This window comes from Propioniciclava sp. MC1683, from assembly GCF_014164675.1.
Taxonomy (GTDB): Bacteria; Actinomycetota; Actinomycetes; order Propionibacteriales; family Propionibacteriaceae; genus Propioniciclava.
Genome location: NZ_JACJFX010000017.1, coordinates 1 through 13,058, shown reverse-complemented (window position 1 = coordinate 13,058; position 13,058 = coordinate 1). Strand labels below are relative to the sequence as shown.

The 13,058-nt window shown below is 69.9% G+C and carries 17 protein-coding genes; 6 read left to right on the top strand and 11 right to left on the bottom strand.

Translation table 11 applies throughout. The annotated features are described in order from the left end of the window. Positions 1 to 96: 96 nt before the first annotated feature. From H5397_RS11000 to H5397_RS10965, 8 genes are all read right to left on the bottom strand, one after another. Positions 97 to 366, bottom strand: coding sequence for a hypothetical protein (locus H5397_RS11000; protein WP_182817428.1), 270 nt, complete (start codon positions 364 to 366; stop codon positions 97 to 99). 131 nt (positions 367 to 497) lie between these two features. Next, a complete protein-coding gene (locus tag H5397_RS10995) occupies positions 498 to 1,430 on the bottom strand; it encodes a hypothetical protein (RefSeq protein WP_220492200.1) in 933 nt (310 codons plus the stop codon). A 97-nt stretch (positions 1,431 to 1,527) separates the two neighbouring features. Further along, positions 1,528 to 2,742, bottom strand: coding sequence for an NAD(P)/FAD-dependent oxidoreductase (locus tag H5397_RS10990; protein WP_182817426.1), 1,215 nt, complete (start codon positions 2,740 to 2,742; stop codon positions 1,528 to 1,530). Between the two features lie 31 nt (positions 2,743 to 2,773). Continuing rightward, positions 2,774 to 3,262, bottom strand: a complete 489-nt coding sequence (locus tag H5397_RS10985; RefSeq protein ID WP_182817424.1) for a two-component system response regulator — start codon at positions 3,260 to 3,262, stop codon at positions 2,774 to 2,776. Next, positions 3,259 to 3,552, bottom strand: coding sequence for an ATP-binding protein (locus H5397_RS10980; protein WP_309224345.1), 294 nt, complete (start codon positions 3,550 to 3,552; stop codon positions 3,259 to 3,261). Before H5397_RS10980 ends, H5397_RS10985 begins: the two co-directional genes overlap by 4 nt. After that, on the bottom strand, positions 3,501 to 5,114 hold the full coding sequence (locus tag H5397_RS10975; protein ID WP_182817422.1) for a Crp/Fnr family transcriptional regulator: 1,614 nt from the start codon (positions 5,112 to 5,114) through the stop codon (positions 3,501 to 3,503). The genes H5397_RS10980 and H5397_RS10975 overlap by 52 nt, the downstream gene beginning before the upstream one ends. Then, positions 5,111 to 6,016 (bottom strand): SLC13 family permease, encoded by a 906-nt coding sequence (locus H5397_RS10970; protein WP_182817420.1) that lies wholly within the window; start codon positions 6,014 to 6,016, stop codon positions 5,111 to 5,113. Before H5397_RS10970 ends, H5397_RS10975 begins: the two co-directional genes overlap by 4 nt. Beyond that, positions 6,013 to 6,270 (bottom strand): hypothetical protein, encoded by a 258-nt coding sequence (locus H5397_RS10965; RefSeq protein WP_182817419.1) that lies wholly within the window; start codon positions 6,268 to 6,270, stop codon positions 6,013 to 6,015. Before H5397_RS10965 ends, H5397_RS10970 begins: the two co-directional genes overlap by 4 nt. Before the next feature lie 128 nt (positions 6,271 to 6,398). On the opposite strand from H5397_RS10965, the gene H5397_RS10960 reads away from it, so the two are divergent. Both H5397_RS10960 and H5397_RS10955 read left to right on the top strand, forming a co-directional pair. Beyond that, complete coding sequence (locus H5397_RS10960; RefSeq protein WP_208091057.1) at positions 6,399 to 6,839, top strand: excisionase family DNA-binding protein; 441 nt, start codon at positions 6,399 to 6,401, stop codon at positions 6,837 to 6,839. Between the two features lie 41 nt (positions 6,840 to 6,880). After that, the gene (locus H5397_RS10955) at positions 6,881 to 7,486 is read left to right on the top strand and encodes a PIN domain-containing protein (protein ID WP_220492199.1); all 606 of its coding nucleotides are present in this window, start codon (positions 6,881 to 6,883) and stop codon (positions 7,484 to 7,486) included. Between the two features lie 36 nt (positions 7,487 to 7,522). On the opposite strand, the gene H5397_RS10950 is transcribed toward H5397_RS10955, so the two are convergent. Next, positions 7,523 to 8,323: an endo alpha-1,4 polygalactosaminidase gene (locus H5397_RS10950; protein ID WP_182817418.1), complete on the bottom strand. Its 801-nt coding sequence runs from the start codon at positions 8,321 to 8,323 to the stop codon at positions 7,523 to 7,525. A 216-nt stretch (positions 8,324 to 8,539) separates the two neighbouring features. On the opposite strand from H5397_RS10950, the gene H5397_RS10945 reads away from it, so the two are divergent. The 4 genes from H5397_RS10945 to H5397_RS10930 all read left to right on the top strand — a co-directional run bounded on the left by H5397_RS10945 (position 8,540) and on the right by H5397_RS10930 (position 12,320). Beyond that, entirely contained in the window at positions 8,540 to 9,778 is a 1,239-nt protein-coding gene (locus tag H5397_RS10945) for an MFS transporter (protein WP_182817416.1), read from the top strand. Further along, on the top strand, positions 9,775 to 10,713 hold the full coding sequence (locus H5397_RS10940) for an alpha/beta hydrolase (RefSeq protein ID WP_182817415.1): 939 nt from the start codon (positions 9,775 to 9,777) through the stop codon (positions 10,711 to 10,713). Before H5397_RS10945 ends, H5397_RS10940 begins: the two co-directional genes overlap by 4 nt. 77 nt (positions 10,714 to 10,790) lie before the next feature. Next, positions 10,791 to 11,786, top strand: a complete 996-nt coding sequence (gene lgt, locus H5397_RS10935; RefSeq protein ID WP_309224344.1) for a prolipoprotein diacylglyceryl transferase — start codon at positions 10,791 to 10,793, stop codon at positions 11,784 to 11,786. Between the two features lie 261 nt (positions 11,787 to 12,047). Next, complete coding sequence (locus tag H5397_RS10930; RefSeq protein WP_182817414.1) at positions 12,048 to 12,320, top strand: hypothetical protein; 273 nt, start codon at positions 12,048 to 12,050, stop codon at positions 12,318 to 12,320. 6 nt (positions 12,321 to 12,326) lie between these two features. On the opposite strand, the gene H5397_RS10925 is transcribed toward H5397_RS10930, so the two are convergent. Both H5397_RS10925 and H5397_RS10920 read right to left on the bottom strand, forming a co-directional pair. Beyond that, positions 12,327 to 12,470 carry a hypothetical protein gene (locus tag H5397_RS10925; protein WP_182817412.1) on the bottom strand — a complete coding sequence of 48 codons (144 nt, stop codon included), beginning with the start codon at positions 12,468 to 12,470 and terminating at the stop codon, positions 12,327 to 12,329. A gap of 81 nt (positions 12,471 to 12,551) precedes the next feature. Beyond that, positions 12,552 to 12,884 carry a hypothetical protein gene (locus H5397_RS10920; RefSeq protein WP_182817411.1) on the bottom strand — a complete coding sequence of 111 codons (333 nt, stop codon included), beginning with the start codon at positions 12,882 to 12,884 and terminating at the stop codon, positions 12,552 to 12,554. Positions 12,885 to 13,058: the final 174 nt, after the last annotated feature.

Here is a 13,058-nt window from a genome sequence, read left to right as displayed (position 1 = left end):
GGTGGCGCCCCCCGCCGGCGGGCGTCACGAACCCGCGTAGGGGGCGCCACCGACCCAGGGGTCGCGCACCCCCACGCGCGACGCCGCGAGACAGGCTCAGTCGCGCGCCGCCTCGACGAACTCGCGGTACGCGCGCCGGATCACCTGGGCGACCTGCTCGAGGGTGGCATCGGTGGCGAACGCCCCGAAGCGACCCGCACGCAGGAAGAGGTTCTCGCCGACGAGCACCAGCTCGGGGTCGACGGGGTCGGCCCAGCCGACGGTACCGAAGTTGCCGATGTCCACCGACTCCGTGACCTCGAGGTACAACTCCGCACCACGTCGCTCGACCGAAACCGGGAGCGCCGTCAGGCCGTTCACTGACATGTGTCCTCCTCCACCCCGGCACGACCATAAGCAGTGGGACTGACAACCAGCGGCCCATCACGGAGCAACTGTCCGGAAACTGTCCGGATGCGGGGAACAGGCCGAGCAGGGAGCCCCGACGGCCAGACCGATCAGGCCGGCTTCGGCTCCAGCTGGTCCCAGGCGATGCCGTAGGCCAGGCCCACGCGGGGCGTGAAGTCGCACGTCACCCGCCCCACGGCCGGCTTCGCATCGCGCGGCACCGGCATGGTGCCGACCGGGCCGAGGTCGGTGGGCAGCACGCCGTTGAGCACCCAGTAGGACGTGCCGGGGAAGGAATCCCCGAAGTCCACCTCGACCCGCGCGTGCGGGGTCTCGCGCAGGGGCGCCAGCACGACGTAGGGCTGCAACGCCGACGCGCGCGGCACGCGGATGCGGATCACGGTGTCGACCGCCTCGCCGGGCCCCAGGTCGCGCGGCAGTTCGAGGCTGAGCCGCCAGCCGGTGGGTCCGGTGCGCTCGACCTGCAGGATCGTGAACCCGAGCAGCGCCTCGAAGGTGGGCTCCTCGTCGCCGGGCAGGATCCCGGGGATCGTGAACATGAGCGACGCGTACTTCGGCTGCGCGGTCAGGGCGAGCACCTCGTGGCGCAGGGACATCACGGCGTCGTCCCGCAGCACGAGGCTGGCGTCGAGGCCGAGCCACTGCCAGCCCTGGGCGTCCCACCACTCGTTCGTGCTGGCCCGCTGGTGCAGGATCGCGTCGGCCATGAGCACCTCGGCTTCGCGCAACCGCCGCCGCAGCACCCGCACGGACCGGTCCATCCCCTCCGCGGCGCGCTCCATCCGGTCCTCGAGCCGCGGCAGGTCGACGTCCAGGCCCACGGCCGTCCGGAACAGCTCACGCAGGTCGCGCGGCAGGGCCTGGGTGTGCCGGGCCAGGAGCCGGGCGAGGGCGACGCGCAGTTCGGCGTCCGAGTGCTGCGGTGTGGCACCCAGCGCTTCGAGCAGGGCGGGGCCCAACCACCCGCGGACGCCCGCGCGCCGCAGCCCCCGCCCGTGGTGAAGGGCCTTGAGATCGCTCAACAACCCTTCACGGTCCATGGGGAGCATTCTCCACCACGCGCGGCCCCGCAGGGCCGCTTGGCCACGGGCGCGCGTGGCCAAGCGTGGAGCGCGTGGTTCAGTCGGCCAGGTGCTCCTCGAGCGGGACGCCGGGGTCGGCCAGGCGTCCACGGTCGACGACCTGCCCCACGATCTTGCGCAGCGGACCGGCCAGCCGCGGCTCGTTGACCTGCATGGCCGCGGTCACGGTGTCGCCGGCGAGCCAGTAGGCCGAGAAGTGGTCGTCGTCGAGGCTGCCGCGCACGACGAGCTCGTCGTCGCGCCCGCCGCGGCCGAGGTACTCCATGGCCACGTCGTACTGGTCGGAGTAGAAGTACGGCTGCCAGTCGTACACGTCGTCGCGGTCGAGCAGCACCACGGCGGCCAGGCGTCCCTGGCGACGGGCGTTGTCCCAGTGCTCGACGCGCAGCGGGTGCCCGAGCGCGGTGTTGTGGGCGTTCGCGATGTCGCCGACGGCGTACACGTGCGGGTCATCGGTGCGCAGGTGCTCATCGACCCGGACGCCGTTGTCCACCCTCAGCCCCGCTGCCGCGGCCAGGTCGGTGTTGGGGATCGCGCCGACGCCTACGAGCACGACGTCGGCCGGGACCACCTCACCGTCGTCGAGCCGCACGCCGGTGACCCGTCCGGACCCCTCGAACCCCGCCACCCCTACGCCGGTGCGCAGGTCGACCCCGTGCCCGCGGTGCAGCCGGGCGAACCAGCCGGCGATGTCGGCGCCGAGCACGTTCAGCAGCGGCAGCTCGAAGTGCTCGAGCACGGTGACGGAGCAGTCGGCCTCGATCGCGGCCGAGGCGACCTCGAGCCCGATCCAGCCGCCGCCGACGATGACCAGCTTCGTGCCGGGGGTCAGGGCGTCGAGCAGGGCGAGGGTGTCCTCGAACTTGCGCAGGGTGAGGATGCCGTCGAGGTCCGCCCCCGGCAGGTCGAGCCGGCGCGCGGTCGAGCCGGTGGCGAGCACGAGCGCGTCGTAGTCCAGCACCGCCCCGGACGCCAGCGTGACCGTCCGCGCCTCACGGTCGATCGCGGTCGCGGCGTCCCCGAAGTGGGTCTCGACGTCCTTCTCCTCGTAGAAGCCCGCCTTGGCGAGGTAGAGGTCCTTGGGCTCGGCGTCCCCCAGCAGCACGGCCTTGGAGAGGCCCGGCCGGTCGTAGGGGCGGTGCTTCTCGTCGCCCACGAGCACCAGGCGCCCGGTGTAGCCCTCCTTGCGGAGGTTCTCCACGACCTTGTGGGCGGCCAGTCCGGCGCCCACCACGACCACGTTCTCGACCATCGCCCGATTCTACAACCAGTGTGTAGAAATGTCAGCGGTCGCCGAGGCGGCGGCGGACGAGGTCCATCGCGCGCACCGGGTCGAGGGCGGCCAGGTGCGGCATGGGGTCCAGCCCGGTCGCCTCGACGACGTCGGTCAACAGCTTGCGCACCACGGTGTCCAGCTCGGCGACCGACCACGGCTTGGCGATGTAGTAGTCGAGCCCGGCGAGGTTGACCGCCTTGATGGTGTCGGCCTGGTCGGCCTGGCCGGTGACGAGCACGGTCGCGATGTACGCGGTGTCAGGGTCGGCGGCGAGCTCGCACAGGAAGTCGACGCCGGTCGTCCCGGGCAGGCGGTGGTCGGCGAGCACGAGCGCCAGCACGTCACCCTCGGCCTCGATCTGGGCCACCACCTCGCGGGCGTCGGCCACGTCCTGGGCGGGTTCGATGCGCACGGTGCGCGCAAGGGGCTCGATGTCACGCTCCAGGGCGGCACGGACGTCGGGCTCGTCCTCGAGCACCAGGATCGCCAGTTTCATCGTTCCTCCTCCATCGCGGGCAGGCGCACCTCGAAGACCGTGCGGCCCGGGCGCGACTCCAGCCCGATGGTGCCGCTGTGGTCGTGGACGATCGTGTGGGCGATGCCCAGCCCCAGGCCGAGCCCGAACCGGACCACCCCGTGCCTGGTCGTGAAGACGTGCGGTTGCAACTCCTCGGGCACCCCGGGGCCGTCGTCCTCGACGCGCACGCGCACCCACGTGACCTTGCGGTCATCGGTCACCGTGTCGAGGCGGATCTTGACGGTCCCGCTGTCGCCCAGGGCGTCCACGGCGTTGGTGACCAGGTTGGTCCAGACCTGGACGAGGTCGGCCGGCGTGCCGAGCACCAGGGGCAGGCCGGGCTTGGCCTTGACGCTGACGGTGACGTCGGTGAGCCGGTGGCCGAGCAGCAGCGCCGAACGGACGGTCTCGCGCACGTCGACGGGGACCCGCTGCGCACCGTCCAAGCCGTCGGGGCGGGCGTGCTGGCGCAGGCCGCCACGAGCGTGGCGATGTGGGACGCCGCGACCTCCAGCGCCTGCAGCGAGGCCCCGATGCCGGCGGCCCGTTCGACGCGGTCCACGCCCGCGGCGTCCCGGCCCTTGACGAGCGTGCGGGCCTGCTCGGGGTCGGTGACGCCGGCGGCGACGAGGCGGCGGGCGAGGACCGGGTCCTTGACGACCGCCAGCACCTCCTTGCGGGCGGCGCGCTCGGCGCGGGCGTCCAGCTGGGTGCCCCCGCGGGCCTGCTCGAGCACGCCGCGGGTCACCGGGTCGTCCCCCAGCAGCTGGGGCAGGTCGTCGGCGAGGTGCTCGGCGCTGCGGGTGAGGGCGGCGACGGGGTTGTTGAGCTCGTGGGCGATGCCGGCGGCGAGCTCGCCGAGGGTGGCCATGCGCGCCTGGGCGACGAGGTCGGCGCGGGCCTGGCGGAGTTCGGTCAGGGCGTCCTGGAGCTTGCGGTTGAGCTCGGTCTTCTGCACCCGGTCGGACTGCGCCCGCCGTAGCCGCGCCGACAGCGCCCGGAACGACAGCGTGGCCAGGATCGCGCCCACCCGCGCGCTGGAGGCGAGCGCTCGGTCGAGCTGTTCGACGGTCAGCTGGACGATCTCGCAGGGGGTCGTGGTGCGCGCGGTGACCATCGAGCCGCGGCGGTCGGTGAGCGCGAGCAGGCCGATGATCGGGCCGGTGGAGGCGTGGTTGAGGGTGACGTTGCCGGTGGTGGGCGACTTGACCGTGAGCGAGACGCGCCCGGACACGACGATGCACAGCTGGTCCATGTCGAGGTCCTCGCGCGAGATGTGCACCCCGGCGGGGAGGTGGATGCGCGGGCGCGGGCCGAGCGCCTCCTCGAGCGCCTCGAGCAACTCGTGGGTCGCCGCCTCCAGCGGCATCCGGAGCTCGCGGAGCAGGTCGCTGCCGAGCGGGGGCGGCTCGGGCACGGGCTCGCCCTGCGGGTGCAGGCGCAGCCACCGCGACACCTCGGCCCGGGTGTAGCGGGCCAGGACCCCCGGCGTCCACGGGTTGGCGACGACGCCGGCGACGTCGCGGCGGTCCAGCGCCCGGCTGATGTCGTCCAGGTACGGGCGGTCGGTGACGAGCAGGATGCGCGGGTCGGGGCTGGCCGGGTGCGCGATGACCGACTCGATGAGGTCGTCGACGTTGTCGTCGTCGCCGGGCACGAGCACGACGAGCGCGACGGCGGTGGCACCGGCGCCCGGTCCGGACCAGTCGGCGAGGTTCTGGGTGCGCTTGAAGGAGTGGACCACGGCGGTCCCGCCGATGTCGTCGGTGATCTCGCGGACGGCGGTCTGCGCGCGCTCCCCCTCGCCGATGACGAGCACGGTCGTGATCATCCGGTCACCCCCAGCAGCGCCCACAGGTGCGGCAGCACGAGCCCGAGCAGCAGGACGCCGGGGACGGCCGCCCAGTCGACGAGGCCGACCAGCCACTCGTCCAGGCCGCTGGCGACCACGCCGCCGCCCAGGGCGATGCCGCCGGCGACCAGCCACAGCACCGGCCACTGCAGGGCGCGGAGGTCGTCACCGGTCATCACCTTGCTGCCGAGCAGGATGACCACCGCGAGGAACGCCGCCCCGCTGGCCGGGATGCCGTGGAAGGGCTCGGTGAACCACAGCAGGATCGTGAGCGCCGAGGCCACGTAGTAGACCTTCGCCGACAGGCGGGTGTCGAAGTCGCGCTCGAGGGTGAACTCCAGCGCCAGCCCCTTGGGCACGTACCGGATCACCAGGTACAGCCACCCGATCGCCAGCAGCACGATGATCAGCGGCCACATCGCGAGCATCCAGCCGACGAACGAGATCGACTCCCCTCGGGCGGCGACCGCGGCGACGCCGATGGCGTTGGGCGGCGAGGCGACGGGCGTCCCGAGGCCACCTACGTTGGACGCCAGCGGGATCGACAGCGCGAACCCGGCCCGCGCCTTCTCGTGGGGCAGCGCGTACAGGACGGGCAGCAGCACCGCGATCATCGTCGCCGCCGTCGCGGTGTTCGACATGAACTGGTCCAGCACCGCCGTGAGCAGCATGAGCGCCAGCAGCGCCGTGCGGGCGTTGTGCTTGAACGGGGTCAGCACGAGGCTGGCGAGGTTGCGGTCGAGGCGGTACTTGGCCGCACCGTCGGCGATGAGGAAGCCGCCGAGGAACAGGATGACCACGAGGTCGGCGAGCGCGGAGTAGAAGTGGCGCGCGGTGCCGGCGGGCTCGGCCAGCGGCACGAGCGCCCGGTCGGAGATCACAGCACCGGCAGCAGGATGATCAGCGCCGCGGTCGCGAACAGCGGGATCGCCTCGGTGACGAACAGCACCAGCGCGACGAGGAAGATCGACAGCATCCGCTCGCCGACGTCGTCGAGGTCGGGCACGTCGACCAGCAGCGGCACCCAGAACAGGGCGAATGCCACGAGCAGCCCGATCGCGTTGAGGCGGGTGAGCTCCAGACGTTCCAGCGACGCCCGGGGCGGTCGCTTCGTCGTCGTGGTGGTCGGGCCCATCGCCTCACCGTATCCGAGGCCGAGGTGGGCAGGGCGGGCGTCAGGGGATAGGCCCCAGCATCCCTTCCCGAACAGATACAACTGGAACTATTTACAGATACAAGTGAAAGGTGTGTATCGTGGGTCGCATGGCGACAACGATGGCACCCCCCGAACGCAGCCGTGTGATCGCAACCGAACGTGAGGTATCACAGGCTCGCGACGTGCTCGCGCAGTTGGAGGGTCCACAGGGCACCTTGGTCGTCGAGCGCGCCGGGGAAGCCGCGAGCACGATGCCCCCCGAGGTCGGACGTATTCTCCAGCAGGTGCTGGACGCCATGGCTCGCGGTGGCACCATCACGGTCACCTCGGTTCCTAAGGAACTGACTCCTGCGGGCGCGGCCGAGATCCTGGGCATCTCTCGACCCACGCTGATGAAGATGGTCAAGGAAGGACACATCGCCTCGCACCGCGTCGGCACCCACCATCGGCTGAAGTCCGAGGATGTGTTCGCCGAACTGAAGGCGCGACGCGCACGCGAACGCGCGGCATTCGCCGCGTTGTTGGAGGCGGAGGGCGACGACGACTGAGCCTCCGACAACCGGCTGAGTGTCGCCGCTAGGCTCAGCGCATGCCCGCCCCGGGAACCATGGTTGTCTTTGTCGACGCGAACGTCTGGTACTCACGGACGCTTCGAGACTGGGTGGGAAGGTTGTACACGCTTCCCGAGACACCGCCGTTCGAGGTGCGGTGGACGGAAGACGTCATGGCAGAGGTGCTCTACTCGCTTCGACGCAAGCATCCCGCCTGGGATGGTGGACGGATCACGCGGATCCGAGACCTACTCCAGTCGACCTTCGAGGTGGGACGTGTCGAGAGCTTCCCCATGGACGAGCGCTACCAGGGCAAAGATCCACTCGACGCCCATGTGCACGCCGCAGCGGTAGCCTGCGGGGCGGGGATCCTCCTCACGTGCAACGTCTCCGATTTTGTCTGGGACGAGGACACCGCCCCGTACGACGTGCTCCATCCAGATGCGTTCCTGACGCTCTTGGACGACTCCGCACCGGAACTCATCAGGGCGGCGACGCTGAGCATGAACCAGTACTGGTTCTCCAAGACCGGAAGCGCCAATCTGCCCGCCCGACTCAAGAAGGCAGGGTGCCCTGAGTTTGCGGAACGTGTCCGGCGCCACACGCAGGGCCAGGAGCACGCATTGCTCAAGACGACTGACTGACCCCCATTGCAGAGCGGCAGGTGGCCCCGTACCGTCTCAGGATGAGTGCCACCAACCATGAGATTCGTGAGCGGGCCGCACGAGAGGCCTTCGAGAAGCTGGGGCCGAGCCCGAGCGAGAAGGCGAGGGTGGCCGTGCACTGCAGCAAGGGCCATCACCTGGGGTCGGTCTACGACACGCGTAGAGGCCACATTCGTCGTACGCGGCGCAGGATTCGACGATCGCGAAGTCAAAGCCGATCTCGACGCCGAGGAACTCCGCGGCGTTCTTCTGGGCGATCGCGAGGCCCCTTTGGTGGGCAGCGTCCACGTACTCCCGCGCGAGCGCGATCGCTCCGTCACGATCGATCCGAGCGAAGCGCGTCCAGGTGTCGAGGTTGTCGATCTCGACGGCGTCATACCCGGCCTCACGGCACGCATCGACGAGGGGCACGACGGCGCCAAGGATGACCTCGCGCTGTTCGCGGGTCGAGGGATCGAGGACGTACTCGTCCGGCCAATCCGGGTCGATCACGGGACGCCCGGCGGAGTCGAGGAGGAGCGCATCCGCCCGCTCGCCGAGCCACACGGCCTCGTCTCCGGGTTGGGTCTGGAAGCCGTTGATGTAGCAGACGTTGTAGGCGCCGACGAGCGGCTCTTCCGTCGAATCTCGGACCACGATGTCGATCCGACTCTCGCCGTCCGGGGTGGAGATCCGGCCGTATGTCCCGCCCAGTTGGTAGTCGAAGACGCCGTGCGTTGGAGGGTACTCGACGCCCGTATCGCCGTCCCCGCCGCACCCACTCACGCCGATCGCGAGCGCAACGAGCGCCAGTCTGCGTGCCGCGCGAGAAGTCATACGTCACGATAACCTCCACCCGCGGAACCCTCGCCCAAGCGGCGATTCCCGCCGGCTCCCGCGACACACGAAAACTCAATACGACACTTGTCAGAAGTTTCCTCACGCGCGTGCCAAGATGAGACGTCGCGTCGATCCGCACGCTCAAGAAGAGCCGGGCGATCGGGCGGCGCCCTCACCGCCGTCGAACGCGACGACCTTCTGAAAGGCCGCGGAATGCCTGACGTCTCCACCTCCCATTCGGCCCCGGCCCACCCCTACGCCGATCTGGGAACCACCAAGAAAGTCCTCTTGGTCGCCACCACGTTCACCAGTTACATGCTCTTCGCGGTCGCGTGGAACTGGGGCGACATGTACGTCACGAGCCTCGGGTTCTCCGCTTCGCGGACCGCCGTGATGACGAACGCCATCACGCTCGCCCAGGTGGTGGGATCGATCGTGGCCGCCAACGTGATCGTGCAGCTCGGTACGCGCAAGGCGTACACACTGGCCGGTGCCCTCATCGTCTTCGGCGGTCTGGTCTCGCTCACGCAGGCGTTTCCGCTTGTCTTCTTCATCCGGTTCGTCATGGGCCTCGGCGGCGCGCTGATGGTCGTGATGGGGTCCGCGATCGCCGCGAAGGTACTGACGGGGCGCGATCTCCAGATCGCGAACGGCATCGGCTCGGTGGCATTCAACACGGGCCTCGCCGTGGCCATCACCTTTGGCGTGCGTTTCAGCGGGCGTCCGACGATCGCCGTCGTCATCGCCGCGACGCTGTCCATCATCCTTCTCGTCACCTGGCTTGTGGTCTCGAAGATGGTCCTGAAGCCCGAGCAGGCTCAAGAGGCCGCGGTGGATCACTCCTACACGATGGCGGACGGCTTCAAGGAGTGGTTCAACTGGGTGTTCGCGCTCGCCTACACCGGCCTGCTGTCCTACTACATCGTGGCGTTCACGTTCATGGACCCCTCGACGATCCGCTGGGTCATCTACGCGGGAATCGTCGGGGCCCTGTCCGGTACCGTGGTCTCCGCCCGCGTGGAGGACCGCCTCAAGCCGGTGATCGTCGTCTGGAGCGCCCTCGCGCAGGTGATCGCGGCGGCGAGCGTCCTGGCGCTCGCGGGCCACCGCCTCGAGGTGCTCATCGGCGTGATTCTTGGCTTCGTGATCTTCTTCCCGATGCCCTTCTTCGTGCAGACGGCGTTCATCCGCCCCGGCGTCACGCCCCGCCAAATCGCCGTGACGTTCTCCATCTTCTGGGCCGTCAGCTACGCGGGATCGGTGTTCATCATCCAGATCTTCGCGTGGATCGCGGACGCGACCGGTGGGCTCATTCCCGGCTCGAACGTGCCGGTCTCCGTGGCGCCGATGATCTTCATCGTCATCGCCGAGGCGTCGTTCCTGATCGGCACCTTCTTCATCTGGCGCTGGTTCAAAGCGCAGAACGCGTTCTCCGAGGAGATTACGGCATGAGCCTCCACCCCGCCTTTCGCGCGTATCTCGACGAGCTGAACCCGCTGGTGGACCAGGCGGCCGCCTCCGGATTCGTCCCCACCCCCGAGTCCGCGCGGGCCGCGCTCGCGGGCCTGAACCAGTTCGCGGCCGCACCAATCGAAGTCGCCGACGTGTCCGATCGCGAGATCGACGGCGTTCCCGTGCGCGTGTACGTGCCCACCCCCGGAGTCCCGAGCGACGTCGTCTACTTCATCCACGGCGGTGGCCACATGGCCGGGGACCTCGACGTCTACGACTTCCAGTGCCGCCGCGTGGCTGCGGCAACCCGCATGGTGGTCGTCTCGGTGGACTATGCGCGCGCACCCGAGGCCCCGTACCCTTGCGGCCTCGAAGAGGCGTACCGCGTCCTTCGCGCGCTCCCGACGGCGTTGGGTGACGTCGCGACCACCGGCCGCATCCACGCCGTGGCGGACTCGGGCGGCGGCGCGAAACTCGCCTCGATCGCCCAGCGGGTTGCCCGCGGCGAGTGGGAGTCCCCCATCGACCGCCAGGTGCTGATCTACCCGAGCCTCGACTACACGATGAGCGGCCCCTCGATGGAGAGGCTCGGGCGGGGTTACTTCCTGTCCGCGGAGCGCGTCGCGTGGTATTTCGACAACTATTTCCCGGAGGGGACGGACCGCGCGGCCGCCTCGCCCGCCCTGGGACCGTTCGACGCGGCGATGCCCGAGACCCTCGTCATCGCCGCCGAGTACGATCCTCTCCTGTCCGAGGCCGAGACGTACGTGGAACGGGCGGCCGGGGCCGGAGCTCCCGTTCGCCTCCTCATCGCCAGCGGAATGATCCACGCCTTCGCCTTCTTCGAGACGATGATTCCCGAAGACATCGAGAGGCTTTTCTCGGTCATCACCGGGTACCTGCGCGAAGGAGAGGCGCCCGCGGACTGGGCGTGACGCCGTCGGGCTCATGATGGTGGGCGCGGTGCGCTCCGCAATGCTTCGGGTGGCCGTCGCGTGCGAGACCAAACGACGTGAGCCCTTTCGCCCTGCAGTTCCCCGACATCGACCCGGTGGCCATCACCGTGTTCGGACGCCCGAACTATTGGTACGCCATCATGTACCTCCTCGCGTTCGCGATCGCGTACGTGCTGATGCGGCGCCGGCTTCACCACGAGCCCTACCGCTCGATCACGAAGCCTTCCGCGTGGACGCCGGAGCTGATCGACGACGTCCTCTTCTACTCGATCCTCGGCGTGATCCTCGGCGTCCGGCTCGGGTACTGCTTCTTCTACAACCCGGCCTACTACCTCGCGAATCCGCTCGACATCATCCGAATCTGGGACGGCGGGATGAGCTTCCATGGTGGGGCGCTCGGCGTGATCCTCGCGCTCGCCCTCCTCGCGCGCGTCAAGGGCCGCCCATTCCTGCAGCTCGGCGACTTCCTGGTCCCCACGATCCCGCTCGGCCTCGCGGCCGGCCGGATCGGCAACTTCATCAACGGCGAGCTGTGGGGGCGCGAGGCGCCCGAGGGTCTGCCGTGGGCGATGATCTTCCCGACGGGTGGCGCGGTGGCCCGCCACCCGTCGCAGATCTACCAGGCTCTCCTCGAAGGCGTTCTGCTCTTCGTCATCCTGTGGCTCTACGCACGCGCACCCCGCCTGCGCGGCCAGGTGGCCGGCGCCTTCCTGCTCGGTTACGGCATCCTGCGCTTCATCGGCGAGTTCTTCCGCGAGCCGGACGCCCACCTGGGATTCCTCTCGCTCGGCATGAGCATGGGCCAGTGGCTCTGCGTGCCGATGGTCATCGCGGGCGTGGCGCTGCTCGTGTGGGCTCAGAGGGCCGGGATCGATGATCGCGAAGACGAGACCGACGGCGACGGGACGGCCGAGAGGACCCCCGTCGGGGAGGTTGCCGGTGCCGGTGCCGGGCCAAGCGAGGGGAGCGATGGGAGCGAGGGGAACGAGGGCAAGGGCACCGAGATGGGCGAAGACGCGGGGAACGACACCGCGCCAGCCGACAACCGGTAGCGGCTCGCCATCCACACGGCGCCCGCCGCGACGAACAGCCCAGCGAGCACGGCACCAATACGCAGACTCAACGAAAGCGCCCCCTGAGACGGGTGCATGTACCAACAAGCGATGAAGATGAGCGAAGCGAGCAGGCTCGTCGAGTTCGTGAAGAATCCAAGGTAGTCCATCAGGCTCGTACGTCCCGCAAGTGCCCCTCTTCCGTACGTGTATCCAAGGACGGCGAGAACCGAGACGCCGCCGAGAAGGCGTGCCACTCCGATGCCCCGCACGGCCGTCGCGCCGGACCACGGCGCCTCTCCCGAAGCGCGCTCGGTCCTCACCTCGCGCGGGCGCGGCCGCAAGGACCTGCCCGTGAGCCGCTCCACCGGCTCCGAGGAGGGACGCGACTGGTTCTACCTGCTGGACGCCGGCGACGACCCGACGGTGCCGGACGAGCTCCAGTCCGGGTGCGCGTGTGGGCCCTACCAGCTGTCCCGGGCGTTGCTGGCCAAGCAGATCAGGCTCGGCGAGAAGCGCGTCATCGTGGAGTGAGGGGGCTCACCCCTCCTCGGTGAGGGCCAGGTCCTCGACGGCGGGTCCCTCCAGCCGGGTGCCGTCGGCGGCGAAGCGCGAGCCGTGCAGCGGGCAGTCCCACGACAGCTCGGCGTCGTTCAGCGCAGCACCCCGCCCAGGTGCGTGCACACCGCCCGGACGCGGCAGGTGCGGCCCGCGACCGTGGACACGCCCTCCGGGAGGCCGCCCGCACCGCGTCCGACGACGCCCTCACCCTCGGCGGGGGGCTCGTCGGGGACGGCGCGCAGCTCGGCCGCCACCCAGTCCTTGGCGAGCTCGGCCGCGATCTGGATGTTCGGCGCGACGGTGCCGAAGGCGGCGGCGGGGGTCGGCGTCCGGTCGCGCAGCGCCGAGGTCGGCGACCGCGTCCGCCTCGGAGTCGGAGCGCCCCACCACGTGCCCGTTCCCGCCGACCATGAGCAGCTCCTCGTCGCCGACCGGCACCGTCCGCAGCGACCGCTTGGGGTCGTCGGCGCTGAGGTACATCCCCTGCGGGATCGCACCCGGGACGCGGTGCGTGGTGGCGTACGAGCGCGAGGGCACTAGGGCGTGTCGCGTAACTGATTTGGGTGGTTTGGGTCAGGGTTGTCTTTGTGACCAGGAGTCCTCAGTTCAGTGACGAGATGTGGGCGCGGATTGAGCCGTTGATGCCGCGTGGGGGCGCGAAGGGCGGCCGTCCGTGGAATGACCACCGGCGGACGGTGGAGGGCATCTGTT

Bases quoted from the DNA above. Each gene is read 5' to 3' on its own strand.
- H5397_RS10985 (WP_182817424.1), bottom strand. From the start codon at position 3,262: ATGAAACTGGCGATCCTGGTGCTCGAGGACGAGCCCGACGTCCGTGCC.
- H5397_RS10990 (WP_182817426.1), bottom strand. From the start codon at position 2,742: ATGGTCGAGAACGTGGTCGTGGTGGGCGCCGGACTGGCCGCCCACAAG.
- H5397_RS10930 (WP_182817414.1), top strand. From the start codon at position 12,048: ATGCCCCGCACGGCCGTCGCGCCGGACCACGGCGCCTCTCCCGAAGCG.
- H5397_RS10940 (WP_182817415.1), top strand. From the start codon at position 9,775: ATGAGCCTCCACCCCGCCTTTCGCGCGTATCTCGACGAGCTGAACCCG.
- H5397_RS11000 (WP_182817428.1), bottom strand. From the start codon at position 366: ATGTCAGTGAACGGCCTGACGGCGCTCCCGGTTTCGGTCGAGCGACGT.
- H5397_RS10945 (WP_182817416.1), top strand. From the start codon at position 8,540: ATGCCTGACGTCTCCACCTCCCATTCGGCCCCGGCCCACCCCTACGCC.
- H5397_RS10960 (WP_208091057.1), top strand. From the start codon at position 6,399: ATGGCGACAACGATGGCACCCCCCGAACGCAGCCGTGTGATCGCAACC.
- H5397_RS10975 (WP_182817422.1), bottom strand. From the start codon at position 5,114: ATGATCACGACCGTGCTCGTCATCGGCGAGGGGGAGCGCGCGCAGACC.
- H5397_RS10955 (WP_220492199.1), top strand. From the start codon at position 6,881: ATGCCCGCCCCGGGAACCATGGTTGTCTTTGTCGACGCGAACGTCTGG.
- H5397_RS10950 (WP_182817418.1), bottom strand. From the start codon at position 8,323: ATGACTTCTCGCGCGGCACGCAGACTGGCGCTCGTTGCGCTCGCGATC.
- H5397_RS10965 (WP_182817419.1), bottom strand. From the start codon at position 6,270: ATGGGCCCGACCACCACGACGACGAAGCGACCGCCCCGGGCGTCGCTG.